Source organism: Haladaptatus sp. ZSTT2, assembly GCF_037081775.1.
Taxonomy (GTDB): Archaea; Halobacteriota; Halobacteria; order Halobacteriales; family Halococcaceae; genus QDMS2.
This window is the reverse complement of the sequence record NZ_JBAMHQ010000001.1, coordinates 217,893-244,117: the sequence shown is the minus strand read 5'-3', so window position 1 is coordinate 244,117 and position 26,225 is coordinate 217,893. Positions and strand designations below refer to the sequence as shown.

General features: G+C 61.2%; 23 protein-coding genes. 14 read left to right on the top strand and 9 right to left on the bottom strand.

What is annotated here, in order from left to right:
* Positions 1-30 precede the first annotated feature (30 nt).
* On the bottom strand, positions 31-1,701 hold the full coding sequence (locus tag V5N13_RS01240) for an aldehyde ferredoxin oxidoreductase family protein (RefSeq protein WP_336359285.1): 1,671 nt from the start codon (positions 1,699-1,701) through the stop codon (positions 31-33).
* 113 nt (positions 1,702-1,814) lie between these two features.
* On the opposite strand from V5N13_RS01240, the gene V5N13_RS01235 reads away from it, so the two are divergent.
* Positions 1,815-2,480, top strand: coding sequence for a hypothetical protein (locus V5N13_RS01235; RefSeq protein WP_336359284.1), 666 nt, complete (start codon positions 1,815-1,817; stop codon positions 2,478-2,480).
* 165 nt (positions 2,481-2,645) lie between these two features.
* On the opposite strand, the gene V5N13_RS01230 is transcribed toward V5N13_RS01235, so the two are convergent.
* Positions 2,646-3,872, bottom strand: coding sequence for a CaiB/BaiF CoA transferase family protein (locus tag V5N13_RS01230; protein WP_336359283.1), 1,227 nt, complete (start codon positions 3,870-3,872; stop codon positions 2,646-2,648).
* A 6-nt stretch (positions 3,873-3,878) separates the two neighbouring features.
* Entirely contained in the window at positions 3,879-5,042 is a 1,164-nt protein-coding gene (locus tag V5N13_RS01225; protein WP_336359282.1) for an acyl-CoA dehydrogenase family protein, read from the bottom strand.
* 191 nt (positions 5,043-5,233) lie between these two features.
* Between V5N13_RS01225 and V5N13_RS01220 the strand changes: the two genes are divergently transcribed.
* From V5N13_RS01220 to V5N13_RS01195, 6 genes are all read left to right on the top strand, one after another.
* On the top strand, positions 5,234-6,025 hold the full coding sequence (locus tag V5N13_RS01220; RefSeq protein WP_336359281.1) for an SDR family oxidoreductase: 792 nt from the start codon (positions 5,234-5,236) through the stop codon (positions 6,023-6,025).
* Between the two features lie 81 nt (positions 6,026-6,106).
* Positions 6,107-6,454 carry a cupin domain-containing protein gene (locus tag V5N13_RS01215; protein ID WP_332899017.1) on the top strand — a complete coding sequence of 116 codons (348 nt, stop codon included), beginning with the start codon at positions 6,107-6,109 and terminating at the stop codon, positions 6,452-6,454.
* Complete coding sequence (locus tag V5N13_RS01210; protein ID WP_336359280.1) at positions 6,455-7,273, top strand: fumarylacetoacetate hydrolase family protein; 819 nt, start codon at positions 6,455-6,457, stop codon at positions 7,271-7,273.
* Positions 7,274-7,541: 268 nt separating this feature from the next.
* Positions 7,542-8,552, top strand: a complete 1,011-nt coding sequence (locus tag V5N13_RS01205) for a TAXI family TRAP transporter solute-binding subunit (RefSeq protein WP_336359279.1) — start codon at positions 7,542-7,544, stop codon at positions 8,550-8,552.
* Positions 8,553-8,631: 79 nt separating this feature from the next.
* Positions 8,632-9,057 (top strand): DUF1850 domain-containing protein, encoded by a 426-nt coding sequence (locus V5N13_RS01200; protein WP_336359278.1) that lies wholly within the window; start codon positions 8,632-8,634, stop codon positions 9,055-9,057.
* Entirely contained in the window at positions 9,054-11,048 is a 1,995-nt protein-coding gene (locus V5N13_RS01195) for a TRAP transporter permease (protein ID WP_336359277.1), read from the top strand. Before V5N13_RS01200 ends, V5N13_RS01195 begins: the two co-directional genes overlap by 4 nt.
* 47 nt (positions 11,049-11,095) lie before the next feature.
* On the opposite strand, the gene V5N13_RS01190 is transcribed toward V5N13_RS01195, so the two are convergent.
* Both V5N13_RS01190 and lhgO read right to left on the bottom strand, forming a co-directional pair.
* Positions 11,096-11,521, bottom strand: a complete 426-nt coding sequence (locus V5N13_RS01190) for a hypothetical protein (RefSeq protein ID WP_336359276.1) — start codon at positions 11,519-11,521, stop codon at positions 11,096-11,098.
* Positions 11,522-11,629: 108 nt separating this feature from the next.
* Complete coding sequence (gene lhgO, locus V5N13_RS01185; RefSeq protein WP_336359275.1) at positions 11,630-12,832, bottom strand: L-2-hydroxyglutarate oxidase; 1,203 nt, start codon at positions 12,830-12,832, stop codon at positions 11,630-11,632.
* Positions 12,833-12,995: 163 nt separating this feature from the next.
* Between lhgO and V5N13_RS01180 the strand changes: the two genes are divergently transcribed.
* The 3 genes from V5N13_RS01180 to V5N13_RS01170 all read left to right on the top strand — a co-directional run bounded on the left by V5N13_RS01180 (position 12,996) and on the right by V5N13_RS01170 (position 16,860).
* Positions 12,996-14,882, top strand: a complete 1,887-nt coding sequence (locus tag V5N13_RS01180) for an ABC transporter ATP-binding protein (protein ID WP_336361405.1) — start codon at positions 12,996-12,998, stop codon at positions 14,880-14,882.
* A 38-nt stretch (positions 14,883-14,920) separates the two neighbouring features.
* Positions 14,921-15,301 (top strand): hypothetical protein, encoded by a 381-nt coding sequence (locus V5N13_RS01175; protein ID WP_336359274.1) that lies wholly within the window; start codon positions 14,921-14,923, stop codon positions 15,299-15,301.
* Positions 15,302-15,498: 197 nt separating this feature from the next.
* Positions 15,499-16,860 carry a GntP family permease gene (locus V5N13_RS01170; protein ID WP_336359273.1) on the top strand — a complete coding sequence of 454 codons (1,362 nt, stop codon included), beginning with the start codon at positions 15,499-15,501 and terminating at the stop codon, positions 16,858-16,860.
* On the opposite strand, the gene V5N13_RS01165 is transcribed toward V5N13_RS01170, so the two are convergent.
* Positions 16,857-18,182, bottom strand: coding sequence for a glycerate kinase type-2 family protein (locus V5N13_RS01165; protein WP_336359272.1), 1,326 nt, complete (start codon positions 18,180-18,182; stop codon positions 16,857-16,859). The genes V5N13_RS01170 and V5N13_RS01165 overlap by 4 nt on opposite strands.
* A gap of 125 nt (positions 18,183-18,307) precedes the next feature.
* On the opposite strand from V5N13_RS01165, the gene V5N13_RS01160 reads away from it, so the two are divergent.
* Together V5N13_RS01160 and V5N13_RS01155 are read left to right on the top strand one after the other, a co-directional pair.
* The gene (locus V5N13_RS01160; RefSeq protein WP_336359271.1) at positions 18,308-19,699 is read left to right on the top strand and encodes a lamin tail domain-containing protein; all 1,392 of its coding nucleotides are present in this window, start codon (positions 18,308-18,310) and stop codon (positions 19,697-19,699) included.
* Entirely contained in the window at positions 19,699-19,983 is a 285-nt protein-coding gene (locus V5N13_RS01155; protein ID WP_336359270.1) for a DUF3006 domain-containing protein, read from the top strand. Before V5N13_RS01160 ends, V5N13_RS01155 begins: the two co-directional genes overlap by 1 nt.
* A gap of 2 nt (positions 19,984-19,985) precedes the next feature.
* Here the strand turns inward: V5N13_RS01155 and V5N13_RS01150 are convergent, their stop codons facing one another.
* Genes V5N13_RS01150 through V5N13_RS01140 form a run of 3 tightly spaced genes read right to left on the bottom strand, consistent with a single transcriptional unit; the run spans position 19,986 to position 21,997 of the window.
* Positions 19,986-20,357: a VOC family protein gene (locus tag V5N13_RS01150; RefSeq protein ID WP_336359269.1), complete on the bottom strand. Its 372-nt coding sequence runs from the start codon at positions 20,355-20,357 to the stop codon at positions 19,986-19,988.
* Between the two features lie 43 nt (positions 20,358-20,400).
* Complete coding sequence (locus V5N13_RS01145; RefSeq protein WP_336359268.1) at positions 20,401-20,883, bottom strand: DUF4112 domain-containing protein; 483 nt, start codon at positions 20,881-20,883, stop codon at positions 20,401-20,403.
* 40 nt (positions 20,884-20,923) lie between these two features.
* Positions 20,924-21,997 carry an NADH:flavin oxidoreductase/NADH oxidase gene (locus V5N13_RS01140; RefSeq protein WP_336359267.1) on the bottom strand — a complete coding sequence of 358 codons (1,074 nt, stop codon included), beginning with the start codon at positions 21,995-21,997 and terminating at the stop codon, positions 20,924-20,926.
* A gap of 181 nt (positions 21,998-22,178) precedes the next feature.
* On the opposite strand from V5N13_RS01140, the gene V5N13_RS01135 reads away from it, so the two are divergent.
* Positions 22,179-23,309 carry an MFS transporter gene (locus V5N13_RS01135; protein WP_442905085.1) on the top strand — a complete coding sequence of 377 codons (1,131 nt, stop codon included), beginning with the start codon at positions 22,179-22,181 and terminating at the stop codon, positions 23,307-23,309.
* A 57-nt stretch (positions 23,310-23,366) separates the two neighbouring features.
* Positions 23,367-26,147, top strand: coding sequence for an aconitate hydratase AcnA (gene acnA / locus V5N13_RS01130; RefSeq protein ID WP_336359265.1), 2,781 nt, complete (start codon positions 23,367-23,369; stop codon positions 26,145-26,147).
* Positions 26,148-26,225: the final 78 nt, after the last annotated feature.

Sequence of the window (26,225 nt, the reverse complement as noted above, 5' to 3'; positions counted from 1 at the left end):
CTGGGCGAGCGGCTACAAAAACGCACGCTTCTACGCGACGAATTCGGTCACTGCGTCGTCGGGCACGACGCCGTTTTCTGCCCAGCCACGGAGTTCGTAGTACTCAGAGAGTGCCGAATCGAAGCCGTCTAACTCGTAGGGGAGCACGTCGTCTTCGCGCGAGAAGCCGCGTTGGTTGTTGAAGTGCCGTTCGAGTTCGACCACCCGACTGCCCACTGCGAGCAGGTCGTCGTAACTCGCATCGAAGAGTTTCTCGTAGCGTTCTGGCGTCATCGACCCGCGCGAGAACTTACAGACGATGCCGCTGTCGTTCAGCGCCATCACGTTCTCTTTTTCGATGAGTGCGGCAGGCTTGCCCTCGAAGCCTTCAGGAGGCAGGGCATCGTCGTGGGCCACGAGCGGGTATTCGAGCGCGTAGAAGGTGGCGTACATGTGGTCTGCACCGCGGTTTGCGGTGGCGAACGAAAGTCCCTGCCCGTTCAGCGTACGCCCGTCGTGGGCGGGGAACTCCATGCCTTTGACCGTCCAGTTCTCGACGCCTAACTCCTCGTGGAAGCGGTCGATTCCCTCCGCGAGGAGGTCGCCGTCGCCCTCTCGGTAGGCGATTTTCTCGACCAACTCGTGGATGAGCGAGACGTTGCCGAATTCGTCGTTTGCGGCGAGATACGCGGAGACCACGTCACCGGCGCTGATGGTATCGACGCCGAACTCGTCGCAGAGTTCGTTCGATTTCATCACGTCCACGATGTCGTCTACGAGCGCGTTCGAGCCAAAGGCCATCACCGTCTCGAACTCGGGACCTTCGGTTTCGACGCCGCGCTCTTCGTCTTTGGTCGGGAGTTTGCACGCGAACGCACACGACGAGCAGGTACCTTTCTTGTACTTTTTCGACTCGACTGCGTCGCCGTTGATGCCACTTGCTCCCTCGAAAGACGTTTCTGCGAAGTACTTGGTTGGGAACGCGCCCACCTCGTTTGCGAGGTCGGTGACGCTCGTCGTCCCCTGTCGCTTCATGATGTGATCTGAGGTGGCGGCCTCGCGATGGATGTCCATCTGCGTCGCAGAAATCTCGATATCAGGGGTAGAATCGCCGTCGAAACTGATTGCTTTGATGCCTTTTGCGCCCATGACCGCGCCGAGCCCGCCGCGGCCGAACGCCCGCGACTCTGAGGTCATGATGGAGGCAAAGCGGACGCGATTTTCGCCCGCCGGGCCGATGACACAGAGCTGGTCTTCACCGAGGTCGTGGTGGTCTGCCATGTACTCGTCCGTCTCGCTGACGGTCGCTTCTTCAAGCTCGGGGACTTCCTCGAAGGTGACGCCCTTATCAGTGACGTGGATGGCGAGTAACTCGTCGCTTTCCCCGACGAATTCGACGGCGCTGTAACCCGTCGCACCGAAGTTGCGCGAGACGAAGCCGCCGGCATTCGACGAGAGAATTCCGTTCGTGAGCGGTGAGATAGCCGTCGCGTTCATTCGCCCCGTGAAACTCATATTCGAGGTTTGCATCGGCCCGGTCGTGAAAAAGAGACGATTTTCTGGGCCGAATGGATCTGCGTCGAACGGCGTGCGCTCGTGGGAAAGCCGTGTTGCAAGTCCGCGCCCGCCGATGAACTGGGCGAGTACGTCGTCGATGTTCACTTCCTCGGTCGTTTTCGCTCCCACATCGACAGAGAGCAGTGGCCCGCGTGCGTGAAGCATACTCAATCCAATCGCTCGTACCGCAAAAACAGTACTGGTCACGGCGACCCATGTGACAAACAGGTGTTTGAGACTACACGACAGTTAATGCCCGAACTGTCCTCTCATACAGCATGTCCCCAACACGACGCTCGCTGCTCCGCTTCAGTGGACTTGCAGCCACCGGCTTGCTCGCTGGCTGTGTCTCGAACGGTGCCTCTCCGAACACAACCGACACGACCACCACTGACGGCGGCCTGCCGGGGTCGAACAACACGACTGGCAACGGCGCTGGTGGAACGCGGCCCACCGGAACGGGCGGCCCCGGCCTCTCGCTTCACTCGACCGACGAGCAGCCGAATCTCCCGCTCGAACTGGCCGTGAAAGTCACCCACGACGTTGCGACCGACGACGCCCCACCGCAACTCAAAGTCACGCTCACGAACACGAGCGACGAACAACTCACGGTTGGCGAAGGCCGCGCCATCTTCTTCCAGTACAAAACGGACGATGACCGTCAGTTGATGCTCCTCCCCGCCGCTGAGGAGTACGACGCAGAACCCGGTTGCTGGCGACTCAACGAGCCGATTGCCGTCACCGAGGAGTACCGAATGCGCACCGTAGACCCCGGTACATCCATCTCTGAGAAGATTGACCTCTACGGAGCGCCCGAGGGTGACGGCTGTCTCCCCGTCGGCAACTTCCACTTCACCACCACCTACAACGTCGTGCCAACCGAGTCGATGGAAACAGCCGAGCAAAAATCCGATGCGTGGGGGTTCACGGTAACGCTTGAATGAACGTGTAAATCGGACGCAGCCAGTCGGAAACCTTTGGCAGTGCTAGTAGGCAGTGTTACTGGGCAGTAATACCAAACACTGCGATTTCTATCATAATATCAAACACTGCGGTTTCTATCATAATATGTTACTTTGCGCGCGCGAAGAAAGTGGGCTGAGCCGACGTTAGATGATGCCGTCGGTTTCGAGCCGTTCTATGTCCGCGTCGGTATAGCCGTACTCTTCTAAGATTTCTGCGGTCTGCTCGCCGAGCAACGGCGGGTGCTGGCGAATGCTCGTGGGCGTTTTCGAGAGGTGCATCGGACTGCCAGCCATCTCGACGTCGCCTGCGGTTGGGTGGGAGACTGATTGGTGCATCCCGCGGGCTTCGACCTGCGGGTTCTCGAAGACGTCTTCCATGTCCTTTACATCGCTCGCAGGGACGCCAAAGTCGTCCATCGTGTCAAGGATTTCTTGGGTCGTGAACTGCGCGAACTCCTCGTCGAGCAGGGCGTCAAGCACATCGCGATTTTCGACGCGCGAAGCGTTGTCCGAAAAGCGGTCGTCGTCTACGAGGTCCTCGCGGTCGATGGCCGCACAAAACTTCGGCCACAGATTCGGAGAGGGAACCGCGATGACGACGTAGCCGTCTTTCGTCGGGAACGCTTGGTACGGTGCAATCGTCGGATGCTTGCTCCCCATGCGTCCCGGCGGAGTCCCGGTGGCGAAGTAATTAGAGGCCATGTAGCTCATCCACGCAACTTGGCCGTCGAGCAGCGAGACATCGATTTTCTGGCCCGTTCCGTCACCGAGTTCGCGTTCTAAGAGCGCGGCGAGGATGGCTTGGGTGGCGTACATGCCCGCCCCAATGTCCGCGATGGCGACGCCGACCCGGACGGGTGCGCCGTCTTCCTCACCAGTGATGCTCATGAGGCCGCCTTCTGCCTGCATGATGAGGTCGTAGGCAGGGCGGTCCTTGTCGGGACCCCACTCGCCGTACCCCGAGAGCGCACAGTAGACGAGCCCCGGATTCTCTTCACGGAGTGTTTTATAGTCGAGGCCCCAGTCCTCCATCTTGCCGACGCGGAAGTTCGAGACCACGATGTCCGCCTCGCTTGCGAGGTCGCGGAACAATTCGCGGCCGTCTTCGCTCGCGAGATTTAGCGTCATCGAGCGCTTGTTGCGGTTGACGCTCAGGTAGTAGGCACTCTCTTCTGAGTCGCCGTACGTCGGCGGGTGCCAACCGCGCGTCTGGTCGCCGCCGTCTGGACGCTCGATTTTGATGACATCTGCGCCGAGGTCGCCCAACTGCATCGTACAGAACGGTCCGACGAGCACGCGCGAGGCGTCTAAGACGGTAACGCCGTCTAACGGCCCGGTGTTCGTCTCTGGATTCTTTGCTTCACCAACCATGTGTGCTCACTCGTAGGCGGGGATACCCGTTAAGTCATGGCCGAGGATGAGGGTGTGGATGTCGTGGGTTCCTTCGTAGGTGTAAACGGTCTCCATGTTCGCCATGTGGCGCATCGGCGAGTAATCGGCCGTGATGCCGTTGCCACCGAGGATTTCACGAGCGATGCGCGACTGATCGCGCGCCATCCGAACGTTGTTGCGCTTTGCCATTGAGACGTGCTGGGGACGCATGTCACCGCGCTCTTTGAGTTCAGCAAGCCGGAACGCAAGGAGTTGAGAAGTCGTAATTTGGGTGGCCATCTCCGCGAGTTTCTGCTGTTGGAGTTGGAAGCGCGCGATTGGCCCCCCGAACTGGTCGCGGTCGATAGCGTACTGACGCGCCGTCTCGAACGAGTCGCGGGCCGCACCGATTGCGCCCCAGGCGATGCCGTAGCGCGCCTGGGTGAGACACGAAAGCGGTCCCTTCATGCCGGAGACGCCCGGCAGGACGTTGTCTTCGGGGATGCGCACGTCGCTCAGTCCGATTTCGCCCGTGATCGACGCACGAAGCGAGAGCTTTTCGTCGATTTTGTTCGTCGTCACGCCGTCGCGGTCAGTCTCGACGAGGAAGCCGCGGACAGGTGTGTCTTCAGCAGACCGGTCGCGTGCCCAGACAATTGCCACGTCTGCGATGGGCGAATTCGTAATCCACGTCTTTGCGCCGTTCAAGACGTATTCGTCGCCGTCTTTTTCGGCGTACGTCTCCATCGCCGTCGGATTCGACCCGTGGTTTGGCTCGGTCAAGCCGAAACACCCAATCGCTTCACCGCGACCCATGTCGGGGAGCCACTGCTCTTTCTGTTCCTCGCTGCCGTAGGCGTGGATGGGATACATGACGAGCGCCCCCTGCACACTGGCCATCGACCGAAGGCCGGAGTCGCCCGCTTCGAGTTCCTGCATCAACAAGCCGTAGGCGGTTTCGCTGATGCCCGGCAGCCCGTACCCCTCAAGATTTGGTGCGAAAAAGCCGAGTTCTCCGAGTTGTGAGATGAGTTCCGTCGGGAACGTCCCCTCTATGTAGTGCTCTGCGATGTCTGGTTTGACCTCTTGTTCGACGAATTCGCGGGCGGTCTCCATGACCATCCGCTCTTCGGCTGAAAGGTCAGATTCTAGTGAGACGAAATCTAACATAGTCTACTAGGGCATTTGGAAAAACCGGGTTAAACTATTTCGATGGGGTTTTTCTCGGCAAATTCCACCGTCTCTGCGGAGCGATTTTTAGTCCCAATCGCGCACGCGCACGGCGGCCGTGCCGGCGACGTGTTCGTTCGACGAATACCGCCAACAGTAACCCTAAGTATGGGGCTCAATTGCTGTCACACATGGACCTGCAACTTTCGGGCAACACCGCGCTCGTGACCGCATCGAGCAGTGGTCTTGGCAAAGCATCCGCGAAGGCGCTCGCCCGCGAAGGCGCGAACGTCGTCGTAAACGGTCGCTCACAGGACTCACTCGACGCCGCCATCGAAGAAGTCTGTGAGGTCGCAACCGGCGAGGTCATCGGCGTCAGGGCAGACCTCACCGAAGCCGACGACATCGAAAACCTCGTCCAGACGACGGTCGACGAGTTCGGTGGTCTCGACCACCTCGTCACCTCCGCGGGCGGCCCACCGTCCGGGCCGTTCCTCGAAACGACCGACGAAGACTGGTACGACGCCTTCGACCTGCTCGTCATGAGTGTCGTTCGCCTCGTCCGCGAATCGGCAGACCACCTCGCCGCGGGCGACGGCGGCACCGTCGTCAACATCACCTCCCGCAGCGTCAAAGAAGCCATCCCGTCGCTCGTGCTCTCTAACTCGGTGCGCATGAGCGTCATCGGCTTAGAAAAGACGCTCTCTACGGAACTCGCACCTGACGTGCGCGTGAACGCGGTCCTCCCCGGCCCCCACGAGACCCGACGTATCCGCGACCTCATCGAACAGGGCGTCGAGCGCGGCGACTACGCCTCCTACGAAGACGGCCTCGCGGCCCGCGGAGAGTCCAACCCGCTCACCCGGATTGGCAAGCCAATGGAGCTCGGTGACACCGTTGCCTACCTCTCATCGCCGCTTTCGGGCTACATCAACGGCACGGCACTGCCAATCGACGGCGGCCTCGGCAACTCCAACCTGTAACTGGCTTCTCCGCTCGTCTTTTTTGCAGTATGTGACAGGGTATCGCTAGACTAATAGCACCGCCCCAATTAGCAAGCGGGCATGAAGGAAGTCGATTTTGACGCGGCAGAAACGTACGAACCGGACGAGGGGTGGCGGCGGGTTTCGCTCGCTGGCAGTGACAAGTTCACGTTCGAGTGGTTCGAGAAGCCACCGGGTCACTCCTCGCCGATGCACGACCACGAAAACGAGCAGGTCTGTCTCGTGCTCAAGGGCGAACTCACCATCTACACCGAAGACGACGACGTCACGCTCGGGCAGTACGACTCCGTCTGGCTGGACGCGTGGGAGTCCCACCGCGTCGAGAACACGGGCGACGAACTCGCAATCGGCCTCGACGTGTTCGCACCGGGGCGGAGCTTCGACTTCTGGACCGACCGGGAGGAATAGATGCGGTATCTCGCACGCAGTGCAGACGGCACGCCACTGCTCGGAGACGACGAGGGATTCGTGCCACTTGCGGCGGCCGGCCCGTCGTTAGAGACCATCCAAGACGCGCTCAAACAGGCTCCCGACGGCCTTCCTGCGCCGGGTGACGCACGCGCACAGCGCATTCCCGCAGACGAGATTTCGTTCGGCCTACCGCTTTCGCCGGTCAAGAAGCTCTGGGGAATCGGCCTTAACTACGCAGACCACGCCGCAGACTTAGACGAGGTTCGCCCAGAGGAACCGGCGAGCTTCGTCAAACCGCCGAGCACGGCCACCGGGCCGGGCGGCCCGATTCGACTCCCCGACGAGGAGGTTACGAATCGCGTGACTGCAGAGGCAGAACTCGGTGTCGTGATGGGGCAGACGTTCTCGCACGTCGAAGAAGACGAGTTCGACGACGTAGTCGCTGGCTTCGTCCCCATCATCGACATGACCTCCGAAGACATCCTTGAGAAGAATCCACGATTTCTCACACGCGCCAAAAGTTTTGACACGTTCCTCGTTGCCGGGCCGTGGATTGCCATCCCCGACTCGCCTGCTGCCTTCCTCGATGATGTGTCCGTGCAAACGGTCGTAAACGACGAAATTGTCGCAGAGAACACCCTCGAAGGAATGCTGTTCAAGCCGCCGGAGCTCGTGGCGTTTCACTCACAGGTCATGACGTTTGAGCCGGGCGACGTGATTAGCACCGGGACGCCCGGAGCTGGTGTCATCAAGCCGGGAGACGCGGTCAAAGCCGTCGTGAAGCCGGTTGGCGTCCTCGAAAGTGACGTGAAGTAACCTCCCGACTGGGGACGCCCATTTCACCCTATTGTATTTGTTGTTTGTGGAATTTCGACGGCTCGGCTACACGGGTTGAGCAGGAACACCGTGATAGAATATAAAGTACCGCTATTCGCACAGTTAATATTGTTAATATGAACCTGACCAATATTGGAAAAATTCGAACTCAATCGACCGTCTCTTACCGGTTTTCTAACTAATAGCAATAATGATGAAGAAATAGTCTATTCGTCACTTTTATTACTATCTATCAGGGTTTTCGGGTATGGTTCGTGGCAATTCAGAAAACGGTATCGACCGCCGTAGCTTTTTAAAATCAAGTGCAGGAGTGGCCGCAGCGGCCGCAATCGCCGGTTGTTCCGGCGGCCCTGGTGGCTCTGGTGGCTCTGGTGGCGACGGTGAAGACGGAAGCCCGCAGTTCGTCACCATCGGCACCGGTGGTACAGGCGGTGTCTACTTCCCACTCGGCGGTGGGATGGCAGACATCCTCAACAACAACATGGAGAACGTCGAAGCAACCGCAGAGTCCACGGGGGCCTCTGTCGAGAACTGCCGTCTCGTTGCAGGCGGCGAGATGACGATGGCGCTCGCACTCGGGAACGCCGTCCTCCTCGCCGTAAACGGAGAAGGCGACTTCGACGAAGCACTCGACCTCAAGGCTGCGTTCGGTGCCTACCAGAACAGCACGCAGGTCATCACGACGAAGGATTCGGGCATCGAGACCATCCCGGACATGGAAGGCAAGACCATCTCAGTCGGTGCGCCCGGCTCCGGGACGGAAGTCATCGCAAAGGAACTGCTCAACTGGTACGACCTCACCTACGACGACATCGACGCCCAGCGTCTCTCCTTCTCTGAGACCGCAACGGCGATTCAGGACGGACAGGTCGACGCCGGTTTCTGGTCGGTTGCCTACCCGGCATCGTCGATTCAGAACCTCGCAAGCCAGCGCGACATCGCGTTCGTGCAGTTCCCCGACGAAGACTTAGACCAGATCACCTCCGAGTACGACTACTACGCAAAAGGTACCATCCCAGCAGGCACCTACGACGGCGTCGACGAAGACGTGAACGTCCCCGGTGTCACCAACACGATGATCGTCCAGAGCGACATGAGCGAAGACCTCGCCTACAACCTGACGAAGACCATCTTCGAGCACCTCGACAAGCTCGCTGAAGTCCACCCAGCGGCCAACCAGTTCGAAGGGACGGCCCGCGCCGCACCAATCGAACTCCATCCCGGTTCCAAGAAATACTTCGACGAAGCCGGACTCTAATCACGACACCATGCGCACCCGTCTAGCCGCCATCCTCGTCGCGTGTTGTTTACTCGTGGGTGCTGGCGCAACAACGGGTGTGACTGTTCTTCACATTCAAGACGCCCAGACTGGGGAAACGGTCGGCGTAGAGCAACTAGATCCCGGCCAAGAGTTCGCAATCCACTACATCCACTCGTTCGATAAAACGCCCATCCACGAAGTGTTCGTCAGCAGAGATGGGAAGCTCGTCCAGATACGCGAGGAGTTTCAGTACTTTGCAATCGGCCTCGAATACACGGAACGAGACCAAGAGCGGGTCGGGAACTTCACCGTCCTCCACATGAACCGGTCGTTCGATTCGTTCGCCCTCCGGGTTGCGACGTACACCAACCAGTCGCTCGTCGTCGGGGACGAAGAGACACCGCTCACAGCGTATGCGGACCGGTGGGACACCCTTAAGTTCTCTACAGAGCGCGTTTCGTATCTCGAATATGCCTATCTGAAAGCCAAAGCAAAGCTATGACCGATACACCTGACGCAGACACCGAAGAAAAGACCGAAGCGGAAACAAAAAAGACGAGACGCATCGCCGGATTCGCTCGCTACCTCGCGATGGCCGTGGCCGTCATCGCTGGCACGTATCACGTGTACACCGCCGGGTTCGGGACGCCCGGCGCGTTCATCAACCGGCCCCTGCACCTCGCGTTCGTCACCATCCTCGCGTTCCTGCTCTTTCCCGCGCGTGAGAAGGACGACGAGGGCGTGCCGTGGTACGACTGGTTGCTCCTGATAATCTCGGTTCCGAGCATCCTCTACATCGCCTACACAATCGAGTTCGGGACGCTCGCAGAACGCTCTGGTGATCCCGTGATGGCCGACCTCGTATTCGGCGCAATCACCATTCTCGTCGTCCTCGAAATCACGCGTCGGGCAACGGGCCGCGCCCTGCCTATCATCGCCGGGTCGTTCCTCGCCTACGCCTACTGGGGGCGACTGATGCCACAGCCGATTATCCACCGTGGCTACTCAATCGAGCGCATCATCTCTCACACCTACCTCACGACCGAGGGCATCTTCGGGATTCCACTCGGTGTCTCCGCGACGTTCGTCGTCGTGTTCATCATCCTCGGGGCGTTCCTCGAAGTGACCGGCATCGGAGACTGGTTCATCGACCTCGCCTACGGCGCGACGGGCAAGACGACCGGCGGCCCCGCAAAAACCTCCGTGATGGCAAGTGGCTTCCTCGCCAGCCTGAACGGCAGTGCCGTCGCAAACACCGCGACCACCGGCGCGTTCACCATCCCGCTGATGAAGCGCACCGGCTTCAAATCGCGCTACGCCGCCGCCGTCGAATCTGCGGCTTCCTCGGGCGGCCAGATTATGCCACCCGTGATGGGCGCAGGCGCGTTCATCATGTCCTCGTGGACGGGCATCTCCTACGTGACCATCATCGCCGCTGCGTCGATTCCGGCGTTGCTCTACTTCCTCTCGATTGGCGCGGCCGTCCACTTCCGCGCGAAAAAGCAGGGCTTAGAGGGCGTCGATTCAGAAGACCTGCCCGACCCATGGCACCTGCTCAAGACGGGCGCACACTTCCTGATTCCGCTCGTCTTGCTCGTCTACATGCTCGTCCAGGGTAACTCCGCGATGAAGGCTGCGTTCTACGCCATCATGCTGACGCTCGTCGTTGCGATTCCGCTCTCGACGGCCAAAGAGTTCGTCGGCGCGCTCACGAACGGCGATACGAGTACGGTAACGCGCCTCGGGCGCAACGCCGTCGAGATGGGCATCGCTGCGATGGAACGCGGGATGCGCATGACCATCGTCGTGGCCGCAGCCTGTGCCACCGCCGGTCTCGTCGTCGGCATGGTCACGCTCACCGGCCTCGGGCTGAAGTTCAGCACGCTCATCACGAGCGCGTCGGGTGGCGTGCTCATCATCGCACTCATCCTAACGATGTTCACCTCGGTTATCCTCGGGATGGGGCTGCCAACGACGGCCGCCTACGTCGTGCTCGCTGCACTCGGCGCACCCGCCCTCACCGCGATGGGCGTGGAACTCCTGGCGGCGCACCTGTTCATCTTCTACTTCGGCATCATCAGTGCGATTACGCCGCCAATCATGCTCGCCGTCTTCACCGCGAGTGGGATTGCGGAATCTGACCCGTGGAAAACCGGGTTTACCGCGCTGAACCTCGCCGCTGCTGGCTTCCTCGTACCCTACATGTTCGTGTATGGGCCACAGCTCCTGCTCATCGGGAGTACGACAGAAATCGTCATCGGGGCAACGAGCGCCATCATCGGCGTCCTCGCCCTCTCTGCAGGGACGCAAGGGTTCTTCTACACGGCGGCTAGCTATCTCGAACGCGCAGCACTCGTCACTGGTGCCGTGGTGCTCATCGCACCCGGCCTGATGACAGACCTGGTTGGCTTTGGCATCATCGCAGCTGTGTTCCTCAAACAGTACACGCTGAACAAAGGGCCGGGGGCGACGCCAACGGCTGGCGCAGACTAGCGGTTTCTCTCTGCTTTCTTGGTTCTTCTCGAAAAATAGCGACGGCGTTAGACGACGTTGCAGTTCCCGTCAACCCGCGGGTTGAAGTCGGTCGTCAGCCCGTCGGGGTTCCGCAGGAACAGCCACGAGTGAATCGCGTACGTTCCCGGGATCACGTCGAATGGGTGGGCGTGCTTACCGTAGAGTCTGAACTCTTCAGTTGCGATGTACTCGACGGCGACGAGCGTGAGTTCACCGTCTTTGTAAGCGTACACGAGTACCTCTGGCGAGGCCGTATTCACGTCACCGTCTATCTCAGCGAATTTTCCGTAGTGATACCCCATGCCCGGTACACACGGAGAAATCTGGACGTAGCCGTCCGCTTCCGCTCGATTGATGTCTTTGTAGATTCCGAGTCCGGGATGCGCGACAGCGACACCTGATAGGGAAAAGAGCAATACGAAGGTAACAGCGATAACTAGCGTACGGTTCATCTGAAAACCTCAGTACTGGATTACTGGCAGGCGGTAAAGTAATAAATTGAAAAACGAGCAGTCGGTGTGGTGTGCTCGCCGTTAAGCATCAATTGCAGAGACTGTCGTTCACTCCTTCGCTTCGAGCTTTTTCGCAATCTCCTCACCGAACGGCAGTGAGGACGTTAAGCCGGGAGAAACGGCGTTTAAGATGTGGACGGCATCCTCGGTTTCGATGAACAGTGGGTCTTTAACCAGTTCGCCGTCGTCGGTGACGAGCTGGGCGCGAATGCCCGCATAGCTCTTGTTCAGGTCTGCTTCTCGTACCTCGGGAACCAGTTTTTGGGAGGCTTCTGCGAACTTCTCCTTGCGGTAGGATTTGTTGAGCTCTTCCCACGCCACCTTGAGCATCATCGGCGAGGCGATGAGTTTCAAGAATCCCTCGTAGGTCAGTGTCTCTTTGAATTCCGCAAGGTCGAACTGGGTGTTCTTGTAGGCTTCGCGGCCAAAGGCGAGGACGGCGTTCGGACCGACGATGACCTTCCCGTCTGCCCGGCGGGTGTAGTGAACCCCAAGAAACGGCAACTCCGGGTCGGGCGTCGGATAAATCATCGTCTGACAGAGGTGGGACTTCTCGGGGGTGAGTTCGTAGTACTCGCCGCGGAAGGGGACGACCTGATACTCCTCGCCGACGCCAACTTGCTTTGCGAGGGTGTCCGCGTGGAGGCCCGCTGCGTTCACGAGATAGTCGGCGTCGATGGTGCTGTTCGACGTGGTGAGTCGGTAGCCAGCTTTCGTGTGGCGAATCTGCGAGACAGCGTGGCCGAGATAGAGCGAGACACCCGCCTTTTGCACCTCGCGGGCGAGCGTGTAGACGTACTGTTGAGAATCGACGGAGGCGGCTTCCGGGGCGTAGAGGGCGGCTTGGCCGACGGCGTGGGGTTCGTGCTCGCGGATTTCTGCTTGCGATTCGAAGAGTTCCCACTCGACGCCGTTTGCTTCGGCTTGGTCTGCGAGGTCGTGGAGGCGGCGTTCCTCTTCGTCAGTAGTTGCGACGACGAGCACGCCGAGTTCGTCACACGGGATGTCGTGTTCTGCACAGTAGGCCTTCATCCGGTGGGTGCCTTCGGTGGCGAATCGGGCTTTTTTGGACTCTGGAGGGTAGTTAAAGCCGGGGTGGAGGACGCCCGAGTTGCGACCGCTCTGGTGGGCAGCGAGGTGATGCTCTTTTTCGAGGACGGCGACGTCGAGGTCGGTACGCGCGACGAGGTGCTTTGCGACCGATAACCCGACGCAGCCACCGCCGATGACGGCGACATCGTGGCTGGTCATAGGTGCTTGCTACCACACTCTGTGGGCTGCCGGTTTGTGTGTGGCGCTTTCCCGGCGGCAAGGGGATAACGATTCCGCGCCTCTCTAGAAGGAAGTGACTGAGCCGCACACACCCGACACGACACGCGCCGCCCGGCTGCGCACGCAGGTGCAGACGAACCCCATGTGGCGGCTGTACGCAGAGTACGGCAGGGCACAGGTTCCACAGGCCATCCTCGGCGTCTTCGGCACGCTCACCTCGCGCAGCGTCGGCCTCATCTCGCCGTTCGTCCTCGGGCTCGCCATCGACGCCGTGTTCCTGAGCCAGCGCGAGTATACGCTTCCGTTCCTCCCACAGGCGTGGGTTCCATCGACGCCCACAGGCCTGCTCTGGCTCTCGATTGCCGTCATCGCCGGCGCAACCGTCGTCGGCGCGGTCTTCCAGTGGCTCGCAAACTGGGGCTGGAACAGCTTCGCCCAGCACGTCCAACACGCCCTGCGCGTGGACACCTACGACACGATGCAACTGCTCGACATGGGCTTTTTCGACGAGAAGCAGACCGGCGAGATGCTCTCGATTCTCAACAACGACGTGAACCAACTGGAGACGTTCTTGAACGAGGGCATCAGCTCTGCGCTGCGCATTGGCGTGATGGTGCTCGGCATCGGCGTCATCATGTTCGCCATCAACTGGCCGCTCGCGCTCGTTGCGTTGCTTCCCGTGCCCGTCCTCGCCGTATTCACCTACTTGTTCGTCAAGAAGATTCAGCCGAAGTACGCCGCCGTCCGCGCGAGCGTCGGGGCGTTAAACAGCCGCCTCGAAAACAACATCGGCGGAATTCAGGTCATCAAAACAGAGAACGCAGAGTCCTACGAAGTCGAACGCGTCGAAGGGGCCTCACAGCACTACTTCGACACCAACTGGGACGCCATCACGACGCGCATCGTCTTCTTCCCCGGTCTCGGCGTGATTACCGGCCTTGGCTTCGCCATCACCTTCGCAGTTGGTGGCTTCTGGGTGTTGAACGGCGCACCTGCGGGGCTGCCGGGAACCCTGACTGCGGGACAGTTCGTGACGTTCATGGTGTACACCCAGCAGTTCATCTGGCCGATGGCACAGTTCGGGCAAATCATCAACATGTACCAGCGCGCAAAGGCGAGCAGCGCGCGCATCTTCGGGCTGATGGGCGAGACGGCAAAGCACATGGAATCGTCGGACGCTCCTGACCTCACCGTCACAGAGGGCACGGTCGAATACGACGACGTATCCTTTGGCTACGCGAAAGCAGACGAACCGGTGTTGCACAACGTCTCGCTCACCGCCACGCGCGGGCAATTGCTCGGCGTCGTCGGCCCGACAGGTGCGGGCAAATCGACGCTCCTCAAACTCCTCGTCCGGATGTACGACACGGACGAGGGGACCATCCGCATCGACGGCACGGACATCCGCGAGGTGAACACGCAAAGTCTCCGGCGGGCAATTGGCTACGTCAGCCAAGACCCGTTCTTGTTTTACGGGACAGTCAAGGAGAACATCGCCTACGGCACCTTCGACGCCACAGACGAGGAAATCGTGGACGCCGCAAAACGCGCCGAAGCTCACGAGTTCATCATGAACCTCCCCGATGGTTACGACACGATGGTGGGCGAACGCGGCGTGAAACTGTCGGGTGGCCAGCGCCAGCGCATCTCCATAGCGCGAACGATTCTCAAAAACCCACCACTGCTCATCTTAGATGAGGCGACGAGCCACGTCGATACTGAGACGGAGGCCCTCATCCAGCGCAGTCTGAACCGCCTCGCCGCAGAGAAGACGACGTTTGCGATTGCCCACCGCCTCTCGACGATTCGGCACGCAGACGAAATCATCGTCTTAGACGACGGCCGCGTGGTCGAACGCGGCACCCACCGCGATCTCATCGATAACGACGACCTCTACGCCAATCTCTGGCGGGTGCAGGCGGGTGAAATCGACGACTTACCGCCGGAGTTCATCGAACGGGCGATTCGTCGGCGCGCCGAAGTTGCCGAGACTGAGTTTGCCGAAGCGGACGCTGGTTGGGAAAATTGAGGCAGCGCGCTTTTTTGCCTGCATCTCCCTCACTACTCATGGACGAATTTCTGCGACGTGTCTCTGCCATTGAACCCGGCGACGTAGAACACCTCACAGTCGTGCTCACCGACCGCATCGAACACTTAGCAAGCGTGCTTGACGAACTCGAGGCGATTCGAACCGAGCAAGATTCGACGCTCGACGAACTCGGCCAGCGCCTCGAAGAAACAGACACGCTCAACCCCGAAGACGTCGCAGACGACTCGCTCTCGGTCGCCGCCCACTTAGAAGAGATGGCGCGGTACAACGAGCAAGTGAGCGACGAACTCGTGCTCCACCGCGAGATTCTCGACGGACTCGTCGGGGGGACGTACACGGTCGAAACAGCGAAATCGCGCATCGTCGAGTTCGCTGCGAATCACGAGCACACGTTCTAACTGTCGGCAACAGACATGTTTAAATTCTTATAAAATCTGTTATCTGAGACGACGACGTCACTGAATTCATCGTCGAAAACCTCACCATGGAGTGATCGACAGACGACACATTCACGTTTGTCAACAAATTTGCGCAATATTTTCGCCATATTCCTCATTATTAAATTTTATACCGACGGTTACTGAGGCTTTGGTGTATGCTAGAAGGACTCCCTTTGGTACTGTTGCTCCTTGGTGCAGTCGCCTTCATCATTTTGGCGACGGCCAAGTTGAACCTCCACGCATTTCTCGCGTTGCTAATCGCTGCCTACGGGACGGGACTGCTCGCCGGACTTGACCCGACCGAGGTTGCCTCACTCGTCACCGACGGCTTCGGCGGTGTGCTCGCGTATATTGGCATAGTCATCCTCGCGGGGACGATTATTGGCATCATCTTAGAACGGACGGGTGCCGCAATCGTCATCGCAGAGAGCATCTTGGACCTCATCGGCGAGGAACACACGACGACGGTGATGGCCATCACGGGCAGCGTCGTCAGTATCCCCGTGTTCTGTGACTCCGGGTTCATCATCCTCTCCGGGCTGAACCGGTCGCTCGCAGAGCGTTCCAGTCTCTCCCTTGCGACGCTCGGCGTGGCGCTCGCAGGTGGCCTCTACGCCACGCACGTCTTCGTGCCGCCAACGCCCGGCCCAATCGCCGCCGCCGGGATTCTCGGCGCGGACATCGGACTCGTCATGCTCGCCGGAATCGTCGTCTCGGTTCCCGTGACGCTCGTCGCCGCGAAGTGGGCGTCAACGGTCGCTTCGAAGTACCACATCGACCCGAACCCGGACATGACCATCGAGGACATCAAGGCCGAATACGGTCAGCTTCCCTCGAAGGCTGCCTCGTTCGCGCCGCTGCTCGTCCCGATCGTGCTCATCACGCTCGGGAGCATCGCGGCATACCCTGAAGCGTCGGATCCTGCGTTCGTCACGGGAACCGCACAGACCGCGCTTCTGTTCATCGGTGACCCGGCCGTTGCGCTCCTCATCGGTGCGTTCGTCGGGTTCGCCGTCGTCCCCGACTACTCAGAAGACGTGACGAGCGAGTGGGTTGGCGACGGCATCAAGAACGCTGCCATCATCCTCGCCGTGACCGGCGCGGGCGGTGCGTTCGGCTCGGTACTCAGCGCCCTCCCACTCAAGGGCTTCATCGGCGACACCTTCGGCGGTCTCGGCATCGGCCTCGTCGCCGCATTCATCATCGCCGCTGCGCTCAAGTCGGCGCTTGGCTCTTCGACCGTCTCTATCGTCACGACGGCGGGCCTCATCGCGCCACTGCTTCCTGAACTCGGTCTCGCCTCGACGTGGGGACGCGTGTTCGCCGTCCTCGCAATCGGCGCAGGGAGCATGACCGTGAGCCACGCAAACGACTCCTACTTCTGGATTATCAAGGAGTTCACCGACATGAAGACGGCCACGGCGTATCAGGCGTGGACGCTCGCAACGCTCGTGCTCGGGGTGACCAGTATTCTCTGGATTCTCGTGCTCAGAAATATCGTCGCCGTGGCGCTCTAAGCGTCGACGACGACGATTCGCAGGTCGTTTACGTTCGTCCCCGTCGCACCGGAGTGCAGGTGCGCACCTGCCTCGGCAAGCAGGGGATACACGTCATTTTCACGCAGCGCTTGCGCGCCAGCGGTGTGGTCGGTTATCGTGTCTGTATCGACAATCGCCCCGGCAACGTCGGTTGCGCCGTCGATGCCGTCTGAGTCCACCGCGGCGACCGTGATGCGTTCGTCATCGAGTTCGAGCGCCGCGCTCACGCAGAACTCTTGGCTCGGGCCGCCCTCGCCGTCGCCGCGAACCGTCACGGTACACTCGCCGCCTGCGAGAAGCACGGCGGGCGCAGAAAGTGGGTTGCCGGTGGCGAACACTTCTTCGGCTACGGCGACGTGCGATTTGGCGGCTTCGCGCGCCTCGCCACGAACGCTCGAAGAGAGAATGAGCGGCGTGAAACCGTGCGATTCGGCCACGTCGCTTGCGGCTGAGAGCGCAGTGAAGTTGTCCGCGAGGATGTGGTTCGAGACGCGCTCGAAAATCGAGTCGCCCGCACGCGGGGTTTCCGCGAGGTCGCCGTTCGCGCCGCGTTCGAGATGCGTTTTGACAGCATCAGGAACCGTCACGTCGTACGCGGAGAGGACAGCGAGCGCGTCTGCGTAGGTGGACTCATCGGGAACCGTCGGGCCGCTGCCGATGACCGAGAGGTCGTTGCCGACCACGTCCGAGAAGATGAGCGAGACGACGGTCGCCGGCGCAGCGATGCGCCCGAGTTGCCCGCCTTTCAGGGCTGAAAGATGTTTTCTGACGGCGTTAATTTCGTGGATGGTCGCGCCCGATTCGAGCAGCGCGTTCGTGGTCGCTTGCAGGTCGTCGAGCGAAATATCGGCTGTGGGTGCGGGGAGCAAGGCGCTCGCGCCGCCGGTGATGACCGCGAGGACGAGCGTCGATTCGGAAGCTGCTTCGGCCGCTTCACGGACAGCCGTCGCACCATCGACGCCCCGCTGGCTCGGGACGGGGTGGTCGCCGCGGTGGACGGTCACGCGGTCGGTTTCCGTTGGGTCGTCGGTGACGACGACGCCCTCCACGAGTCGGTCGCCGACGATGGGTTCGAGCGCCGCGGCGACGTGGGCGGCGGCGTTGCCCCCGCCGAGCACCACGAGTTCGTCAATGTCGGTGAGGTCGTAGCTCTCTCCGGCAATCGTGAGCACGTCGCCATCCAGTGAGACCGATTCGCGGATGACCCGGCGCGGGTGGGCGGCTTCGATGCCCGCTTCGAGGCTGTCGAGTGCGACGGTTCGCGCCGGTGTCGTGGCGTGTGCCGACCGATTATCGAACACGAGTGCCCCCATTCCGTAGCATGATTGTGTGCCTTTTTTCGTGGAGTTGTATGTGCGTTTCTGTGTCCCCGCGAGGGAGCCACCACGCGGGAAGGATAATGAGGCCCCGACACCTACAAAAATTGATGAAACGCGCGCAGGTTGCGACCGGACTGGTCGTGCTTCTCGTCGTTCTCGCCGGTTGTCTCGGCGGGCTTGGTGGGGGAGACGAGACTTCCACACCCACTACAGCGGAGACGACCACGGTTCAGACGGCGAGCGGCACGCTCGCGATTCACTATCTCAACGTCGGCCAAGGCGATAGCACGCTTATCGTCGGCCCAGAGGGCGAAACCGTACTCGTCGATACGGGCGATTTCAAAGACGACGGGGAGCACGTCATCGCCTACCTCAAAGCCCAAGGAATCACCCGCCTCGACGCACTCGTCTCGACGCACGCGGACGCAGACCACATCGGTGGCAACGCCGCGGTCATCGAATACTTCGAAACCGAAGGCGAGGGCGTCGGCGCGGTGTACGACTCCGGCATCGTCGCTTCGACGGCCACCTATGAGCGCTACTTAGACGCCGTAGAGGAGTACGAAGTTCCCCTGTATCAGACGCAGGCTGGTGACACGATTCCGATGGCTGGAGTCGATATTTCGGTTCTCAGCCCGCCTGCGGGCTACCTCGCGGATGAAGACCGGAACGAGAACAGTCTCGTTCTCAAGGTCACCCACGGCGCGAACAGCGTCCTTCTCTCGGGCGACGCAGAGCGCGAAGCCGAGGACTATCTCGTCGAAACGTACAATCTCGACGTGACGGTGTGGAAAGCAGGCCACCACGGCAGTTCGACGAGCAACAGCCCGGAGCTACTGGATGCGGCGACGCCCGCCGTGTCGGTGATTTCGAGCGATTACGATTCGCGCTACGGACACCCACATCAGGAAATCATCGACCGATTTGCCGCCCACGACATCACGACGTTCTGGACGGCGACCCACGGCAACGTCGTCATGGAGAGCAACGGCACGGCGTTCACCGTGAAAACACAGCGCGCTGCGCCGACGGACGCTGCCGACCTGCGAAAAGCGTCGCCCGTCTCACCCGGACTGGACGCGCCTGTCGAAACCCGCCTCGTGGTTCGTGATGGGACCACGACTGGAGTGGGCGAAACGCCGACGACCACCGAGGTCACGCCCGACGGTGGCGTCTCGTTCGTCGTGAAACAGGTACACGCGGACGCCGCAGGCCGCGATGTCGAGAATCTGAACGACGAATATCTCGTCTTCGAGAACACGGGCAGTGACTCGATTTCGCTGGCCGGGTGGACGGTGCGCGACGAAGCCGGCAAGACGTACACGTTCTCCGAGCTGACGCTCGACCCCGGCGCGACGGTGACGCTTCACACTGGTTCGGGGACGGATTCCCCAACTGAGCGCTACTGGGGCGCTTCGGGACCGGTGTGGAACAACGACGGCGATACGGTTACTGTCACGGACGACGAAGGTACCCTCGTAGTGGAGGTAACTTACTGATGGTCACAGACGGCACGTACACTGCGGTTATCGACCGCATCGAAGACGGTCAGGCGGTATTACTTATCGAAGAAGCGGGGCGGGACGTGGACGAACTCGTACTCCACGAGTCGAAACTCCCGTTCGAGATGCGTGAGGCGAATCTCGTCGTGCACATCGTTCTCGAAGGAGGCACGGTAACATCAGTGAAGGCAGACCGCGAGGCGACCGACGAACGCATGCAGGACGCCCAGAGCCGCTTCGACCGGCTTGCACAGCGACCACCCGAGTCAAAAGAGCCCTGACGCTAGCGCGCCGAGTGCAGCCCAACGGCGTTGCCTTCCGAGTCGCGTAACACGCCGTAAAAGCCCTCGTGGCCGAGTGAGGTCTTTGGTGTGAGTACGCGACCGCCTGCGTGTTCGACCTTCGAGAGTGCGTCGTTGATGTCGCCCTCGACGTGCAGATAGATGCGAGTGCCGTTTTCTGCGGGTTTTACGTCTCTGCGCTGGGTGAGCGCGCCGCTTACGCCCTCCGAATCGGGGAACAGCGCGTGGGGAACCCCACGCAGGGTGGTCACCTGGAGGTCGATGGCGAGAACGGTCGTATAGAACGTCACGGCTCGGTGTATGTCCCGAACCGGAATTTCGAACCAGGTGATTGTACTCCCGGTTTGTGTCATCACACTCTGTAGGTGCGAACTCAGAATAACCCTCTCGCAGACGTTACAGGAGACCGAACTGATTTGCGAGCACGAAGACGAGCGACACCACCGCGAGCGCGAGGACGACGAGCACGAACAGGAGTCCAGCGCTTGCGAGCAACAGATAGCGTTCGTCTGCGACCGCGCCGGTGGCGTCGCCTCGCCGGGCTTCGAGCAGGGCGACGTTGCGCGCGTTCGCCTTCCACACCGCGTCGAACACGTCACCGACCACGGGAATCGACCCGAACACCGCGTCTACGACGAGATTAACGACCATCCGCCAGAGCGTCGCCCGTGGGACGCCGATAGAGGCGGCTTCGAAGACGATGTAGACGGACAGCGCTGTCGTTGGGAGGTCGCCTGCGACCGGGAGCATGCCGACGATTGGGTCGAGGCCGATACGGTAGTTCGTCCCCGGGACGCGAATCGAGTTGTCGAGCAGCGTGCTCAGCGAGCGAAGCGTGTCGAGCCGTTCTTCGGTGCGCTCCTCTGGCGTTTGTCTCACAGTCGGGAAAACACGGGCCGGGGCTTTCTGTGTTGTGTGCTCAGACGGCCCGGCGGTACTGTTTCGGCCAGTCGGCTTCCTCACCGAGTGCTTCTGCGGCGTGGAGTGCGAAGTAGGGGTCGCGGAGGTGTTCACGGCCGATGATGGCGAGGGCTGCCCGCCCGTTTCTGATGAGCGCGTCCGCCTGTTTTGCATCCGTAATGCCGCCGACTGCGCCGATGAGTGCGTCGGTGACCTCGCCAACGCGCTCTGCGAACGGCACTTGGTAGTTCGGGCCGGTATGGGGAATCTGTTGGTCGGGGTGAAGGCCGCCTGCGCTCACGTCGATGAGGTCTGCGCCGTCTGCTGCGAGCAGCGGTGCGAGGCGCACCGAGTCTTCGAGTGTCCACGAGTCGCGGTCAGGGAGCCAGTCGGTCGCGGAGATGCGCACGAACAGTGGCTTGTCGTCGGGCCACACCTCGCGGACGGCGCGGGTTACCTCGCGGGTGAGGCGAACCCGATTCTCGAAACTCCTGCCGTACTCGTCGTCGCGCTCGTTGCTCGCAGGCGAGAGGAACTCGTGGAGCAGATAGCCGTGGGCGGAGTGAACCTCTGCGATGTCGAATCCGGCGTCGAGGGCGAGTTGTGCGGATTCGACGAACTGCGCCTTCACCTCCTCGATGTCGTCGGCCGACATCTCGCGGGCGAGCGGTGCGTCGTCGCGCGGATACGGGCCACTCGGTGCGAGCGTCTCCCACCCACCGTCGTCGGGTTGGAGGCCCTGACCGCCCTCGAACGGCGGCGCGTGGCTTCCTTTGCGCCCGGCGTGGGCGAGTTGGATGGCGGGCACTGCGCCCTGCGACCGGATAAACTGGGTGACGGGCGCGAGGGCGTCTGCGTGGGCGTCGCTCCACAGGCCGAGGTCGTTCGGTGAGATGCGTCCCTCGGGGGAGACGGCAGTTGCTTCGGTCATGACGATGCCCGCTCCGCCGGTCGCACGGCTGCCGAGGTGAACCATGTGCCAGTCGGTTGCGAGGCCGTCTTCTTCGGACGAATACTGGCACATCGGTGAGACCATGATGCGGTTTCGTGCCGTGGTTTCACGAAGCGTGAGTGGCGCAAAGAGGTGTGACATACCCGGAGGTAGGGTAGATTGCCTTATAGGGGCGCGTTTGGTGGAGGGACTTGCCGACTCGGGCAATGAGCAGGCGTTCCTGTCCGGTATCACAACCCACTGGTAAGTCGGGGAGAGAAATGGTAGCGTGCCACGAACATCGGCATCCGACGAACACCTCTTTCGCGGGTATGCTGGTCGGATGCTCCTCACCGTCTCGCTTGGCTGGGCGTTACTCCAGCTTGGTCGAACCCTCCTCTCGCCGCTTTTACCCGCGATTCTCATCGATCTCAACATGTCAGAGGCGACGGCAGGCATCGCCCTCGCGCTGTTTCAAGGCGTGTACGGCGTCGCCCAGTTTCCGAGCGGGGCGTACTCGGACACGTGGAGTCGCACCGCGCTCATCCTTCCCGGACTCGGCCTCCTCGTCGTCGGCTTCACGGTGTTCGGTCTCGCGGGCGGACTGGCGGCGTTTTTCGCCGCATCAATTCTCATCGGGTTCGGAAAGGGGCTGTTCGCAACCCCCTCGCGCGCGCTCGTCTCTGACCTGTTCGTCGCAAATCGCGGGCGGGCGCTCGGGGTGTATGCGGCGGGCACCGACCTCGGGGGCTTGCTCGCTTCCGGAATCGCCATCCTCGCGCTGACGTATGCGACGTGGCGCGCGCCGTTTTTCCCCATCGCCATCGGGCTTGCGATGCTCGGGCTACTGTACTGGTCGTGGACGACAGAGGAGTACAACGTTGGGGAGACACGCCTCAACGTTACCGCGACCTTCTCTGGCTTGGTGGCAAGTTCCCACCAGCGCGTCACGCTCGTTGCCTTCTCGCTGTTTTACTTCATGGTCGGCGGCTTCATCAGCTTCTTTCCGACGTACCTCACCAACGCAAAGGACTTTCCCGTCTCGCTCGCGAGCGCGACGTTCGCCATCGTCTTCCTCGTCGGTATCGGAATCAAACCAATCGCGGGCGGTCTCAGCGACCGGTTTCCACGCCGAGTAATCTCGATGGTCGGACTCACACTCGCGGCTGGAGCGATGACGCTGCTCGTCGTCGCAAACTCGCTGCCGGTCATCGCCGGAAGCGTCGCGTTGTTGGCGCTTGGCTACAAGACACAGTTCCCGCTCGCAGACGCGATCATCATGGACGGAGCGCGAGAGGGCGAACTGGGCGCAAACCTTGGGGCGGCGCGCGCGCTGTTTCTCATGGCCAATGCGGTTGGCCCAGCGTACGTCGGCATCGTTGCGACTTACGCGAGCTACGCGGCGGCGTTCGGCGGCTACGCCGTCTGTCTGCTCGTCGCGGCGGCGTTGCTCTACTGGGGTGGGGAAAAATAGCGTCCGGAAATGTGCACACCGACACCATTGAATACGCGTGGCTCTGTAACAACCCACATGGACGGACCGAATCCCTTTGGTGCCATTCGCGAGTTCGAACACGATGGCACTACCTACAAGATGGCAGACCTCACAGTCCTCGAAGACGAGGGCATCTGTGACCCGTCTCGCCTGCCCGTTAGCATCCGAATCCTCCTCGAATCTGTCCTCCGTAACGTAGACGGCGACATGATTACCGAAGAAGACGTGCGCAACGCCGCGTCGTGGGCCCCAGACGTGCCGGACGTCGAAGTGCCGTTCACGCCGTCGCGCGTCGTTTTGCAGGACTTGACTGGCGTTCCCGCCGTGGTTGACCTCGCCGCACTCCGCTCTGCGGTCGAGCGCAAGGGCAAAGACCCGAAGCTCGTCGAACCGGACGTCCCAATCGACCTCGTCATCGACCACAGTGTGCAGGTCGACTTCTACGGCTCTGAGGAAGCCTACGAACAGAACGTCGAACTCGAATACGAGCGCAACGCAGAGCGCTATCGCGCGCTCAAGTGGGCCCAGCAGGCGTTCGACGGCTTCCGTGTCGTCCCGCCGGGAACCGGGATTGTCCACCAGGTCAACTTGGAGTATCTCGGTCAGGTCGTCCACGACCGCGAACGAGACGGTGAAAACTGGCTCCTGCCGGACACCCTCGTCGGGACCGACAGCCACACCCCGATGATTGGCGGCATCGGCGTCGTCGGCTGGGGTGTCGGCGGCATCGAGGCCGAAGCCGCGATGCTCGGCCAACCGATCACGATGAAACTCCCCGAAGTCGTCGGTGTCCGGCTCACGGGCGCACTCCCCGAGGGCGCAACCGCGACCGACCTCGTGCTCCACGTCACCGAAGACCTGCGCGAAGTCGGCGTGGTCGACCGCTTCGTCGAATTCTTCGGTCCCGGCGTTGGCAATTTGACGGTCGCAGACCGCGCGACCATTTCCAACATGGCCCCCGAACAGGGCTCGACCATCAGCGTCTTCCCGGTTGACGACGCGACGCTCGACTACCTCGAACTCACCGGGCGCGACCCAGACCACATCGAACGCGTGAAAGCGTATCTGGAGGCACAGGGCCTCTACGGCGAGCAGGAACCCGAATACACGGAAGTCGTCGAAATCGACCTTTCTGCGATTACGCCAAGTCTCGCCGGCCCAAAGCGCCCACAAGACCGCGTTTCGTTGCCGGACATGAAGCGTCATTTCCGCCAACTCGTCCACGGCGAGTTCGAAGACGAACTCCACGAAATCGACGAGAGCGAACTCGCCCGCTGGCTCGGAGAGGGCGGTCACGATGACGACCCACACGCCAAACACCCAGACTTGCCCGACGTGGGCGAACTCTCGAAGAAAGTACCGGTCACGATGCCCGACGGCACGGAAACAGAGATTGGCCACGGCTCGGTCGTCGTGAGTGCAATCACGAGCTGTACGAACACCTCAAATCCGTCGGTGATGATTGCCGCCGGACTGCTCGCAAAGAACGCCATCGACCGGGGCCTCGAAGTGCCGTCGTTCGTAAAGACGAGCCTCGCCCCCGGCAGTCGGGTTGTGACGGCCTACCTCGAAGCTTCCGGCCTCATGCCGTACTTAGAAGAACTCGGCTACAACGTCGTTGGCTACGGCTGTACGACGTGTATCGGGAACGCCGGGCCGCTCCCGGAGCCGATTGAAGACGCCATCGACGCCCACGACCTGTGGACAACCTCGGTGCTCTCTGGCAACCGCAACTTCGAAGCGCGCATCCACCCGAAGGTTCGCGCGAACTACCTTGCCAGCCCGCCGCTCGTGGTCGCATACGGCCTCGCCGGGCGGATGGACATCAACTTAGAGAAAGACCCACTCGGGACCGACGACGAGGGCGAACCGGTGTACCTCGCAGACCTCTGGCCGGGCGTCGACGAGATTCAGACGGCCATCCAGGAAAGCGTCGCCCCGGAGATGTTCAAAGAGAAGTACGCAGACGTGTTCAAGGGCGACGAACGCTGGGAGGCGCTCGAAGCTCCGACCGGCGACGTGTACGATTGGGACGAAACCTCGACGTACATCCGCGAGCCGCCGTTCTTCAAGGACTTCCCGCTCGAAGAACCGGGCGTACAGGACATCGCAGACGCGCGCTGTCTCATGCTTCTTGGGGATACCGTCACGACAGACCACATCAGCCCAGCCGGGCCGTTTAGCTCAAATCTGCCGGCTGGCCAGTGGCTCATGGACCAAGGCGTCGAACCCGTTGACTTCAACACCTACGGCTCTCGCCGAGGGAACCACGAGGTCATGATGCGCGGGACGTTCGCCAACGTCCGCATCGAAAACGAGATGCTGGACGACGTGGAGGGCGGCTACACCATCCACTTCCCGACGAACGACGAGACCACCGTGTTCGACGCGAGTGGGCGCTACCGCGACGAGGACACCCCGCTCATCGTCATGGCGGGCGTCGAGTTCGGGACCGGTTCCTCGCGCGACTGGGCGGCGAAGGGGACCGACCTGCTCGGCATCCGCGCGACCATCGCAGAGAGCTATGAGCGCATCTACCGCGACAACCTCGTCGGCATGGGCGTCCTGCCGCTGCAGTTCCACGACGGCGACGGCTGGGACAGCCTCGGACTCGACGGCGACGAAGTATTCACCATCAGCGGGCTCGATGATGGCCTCTCTGTGAACGACGAACTCACCGTCACCGCAGAGCGCGCAGACGGCTCGACCCTTGAGTTCCCAGTCACCGCACAGGTCGGTACCCCTGCTGCCGTAAAGTACGTCGAAAATGGCGGCATCCTGCACCTCGTGCTACGTCGTCTGTTGCAGAATAACTGAACGCCTGACACCGATTTTCCCATTTTTCACGGCAAAAGCGACAGCCACGACCAAAGCTATCAACTGTCGTGAGATTTT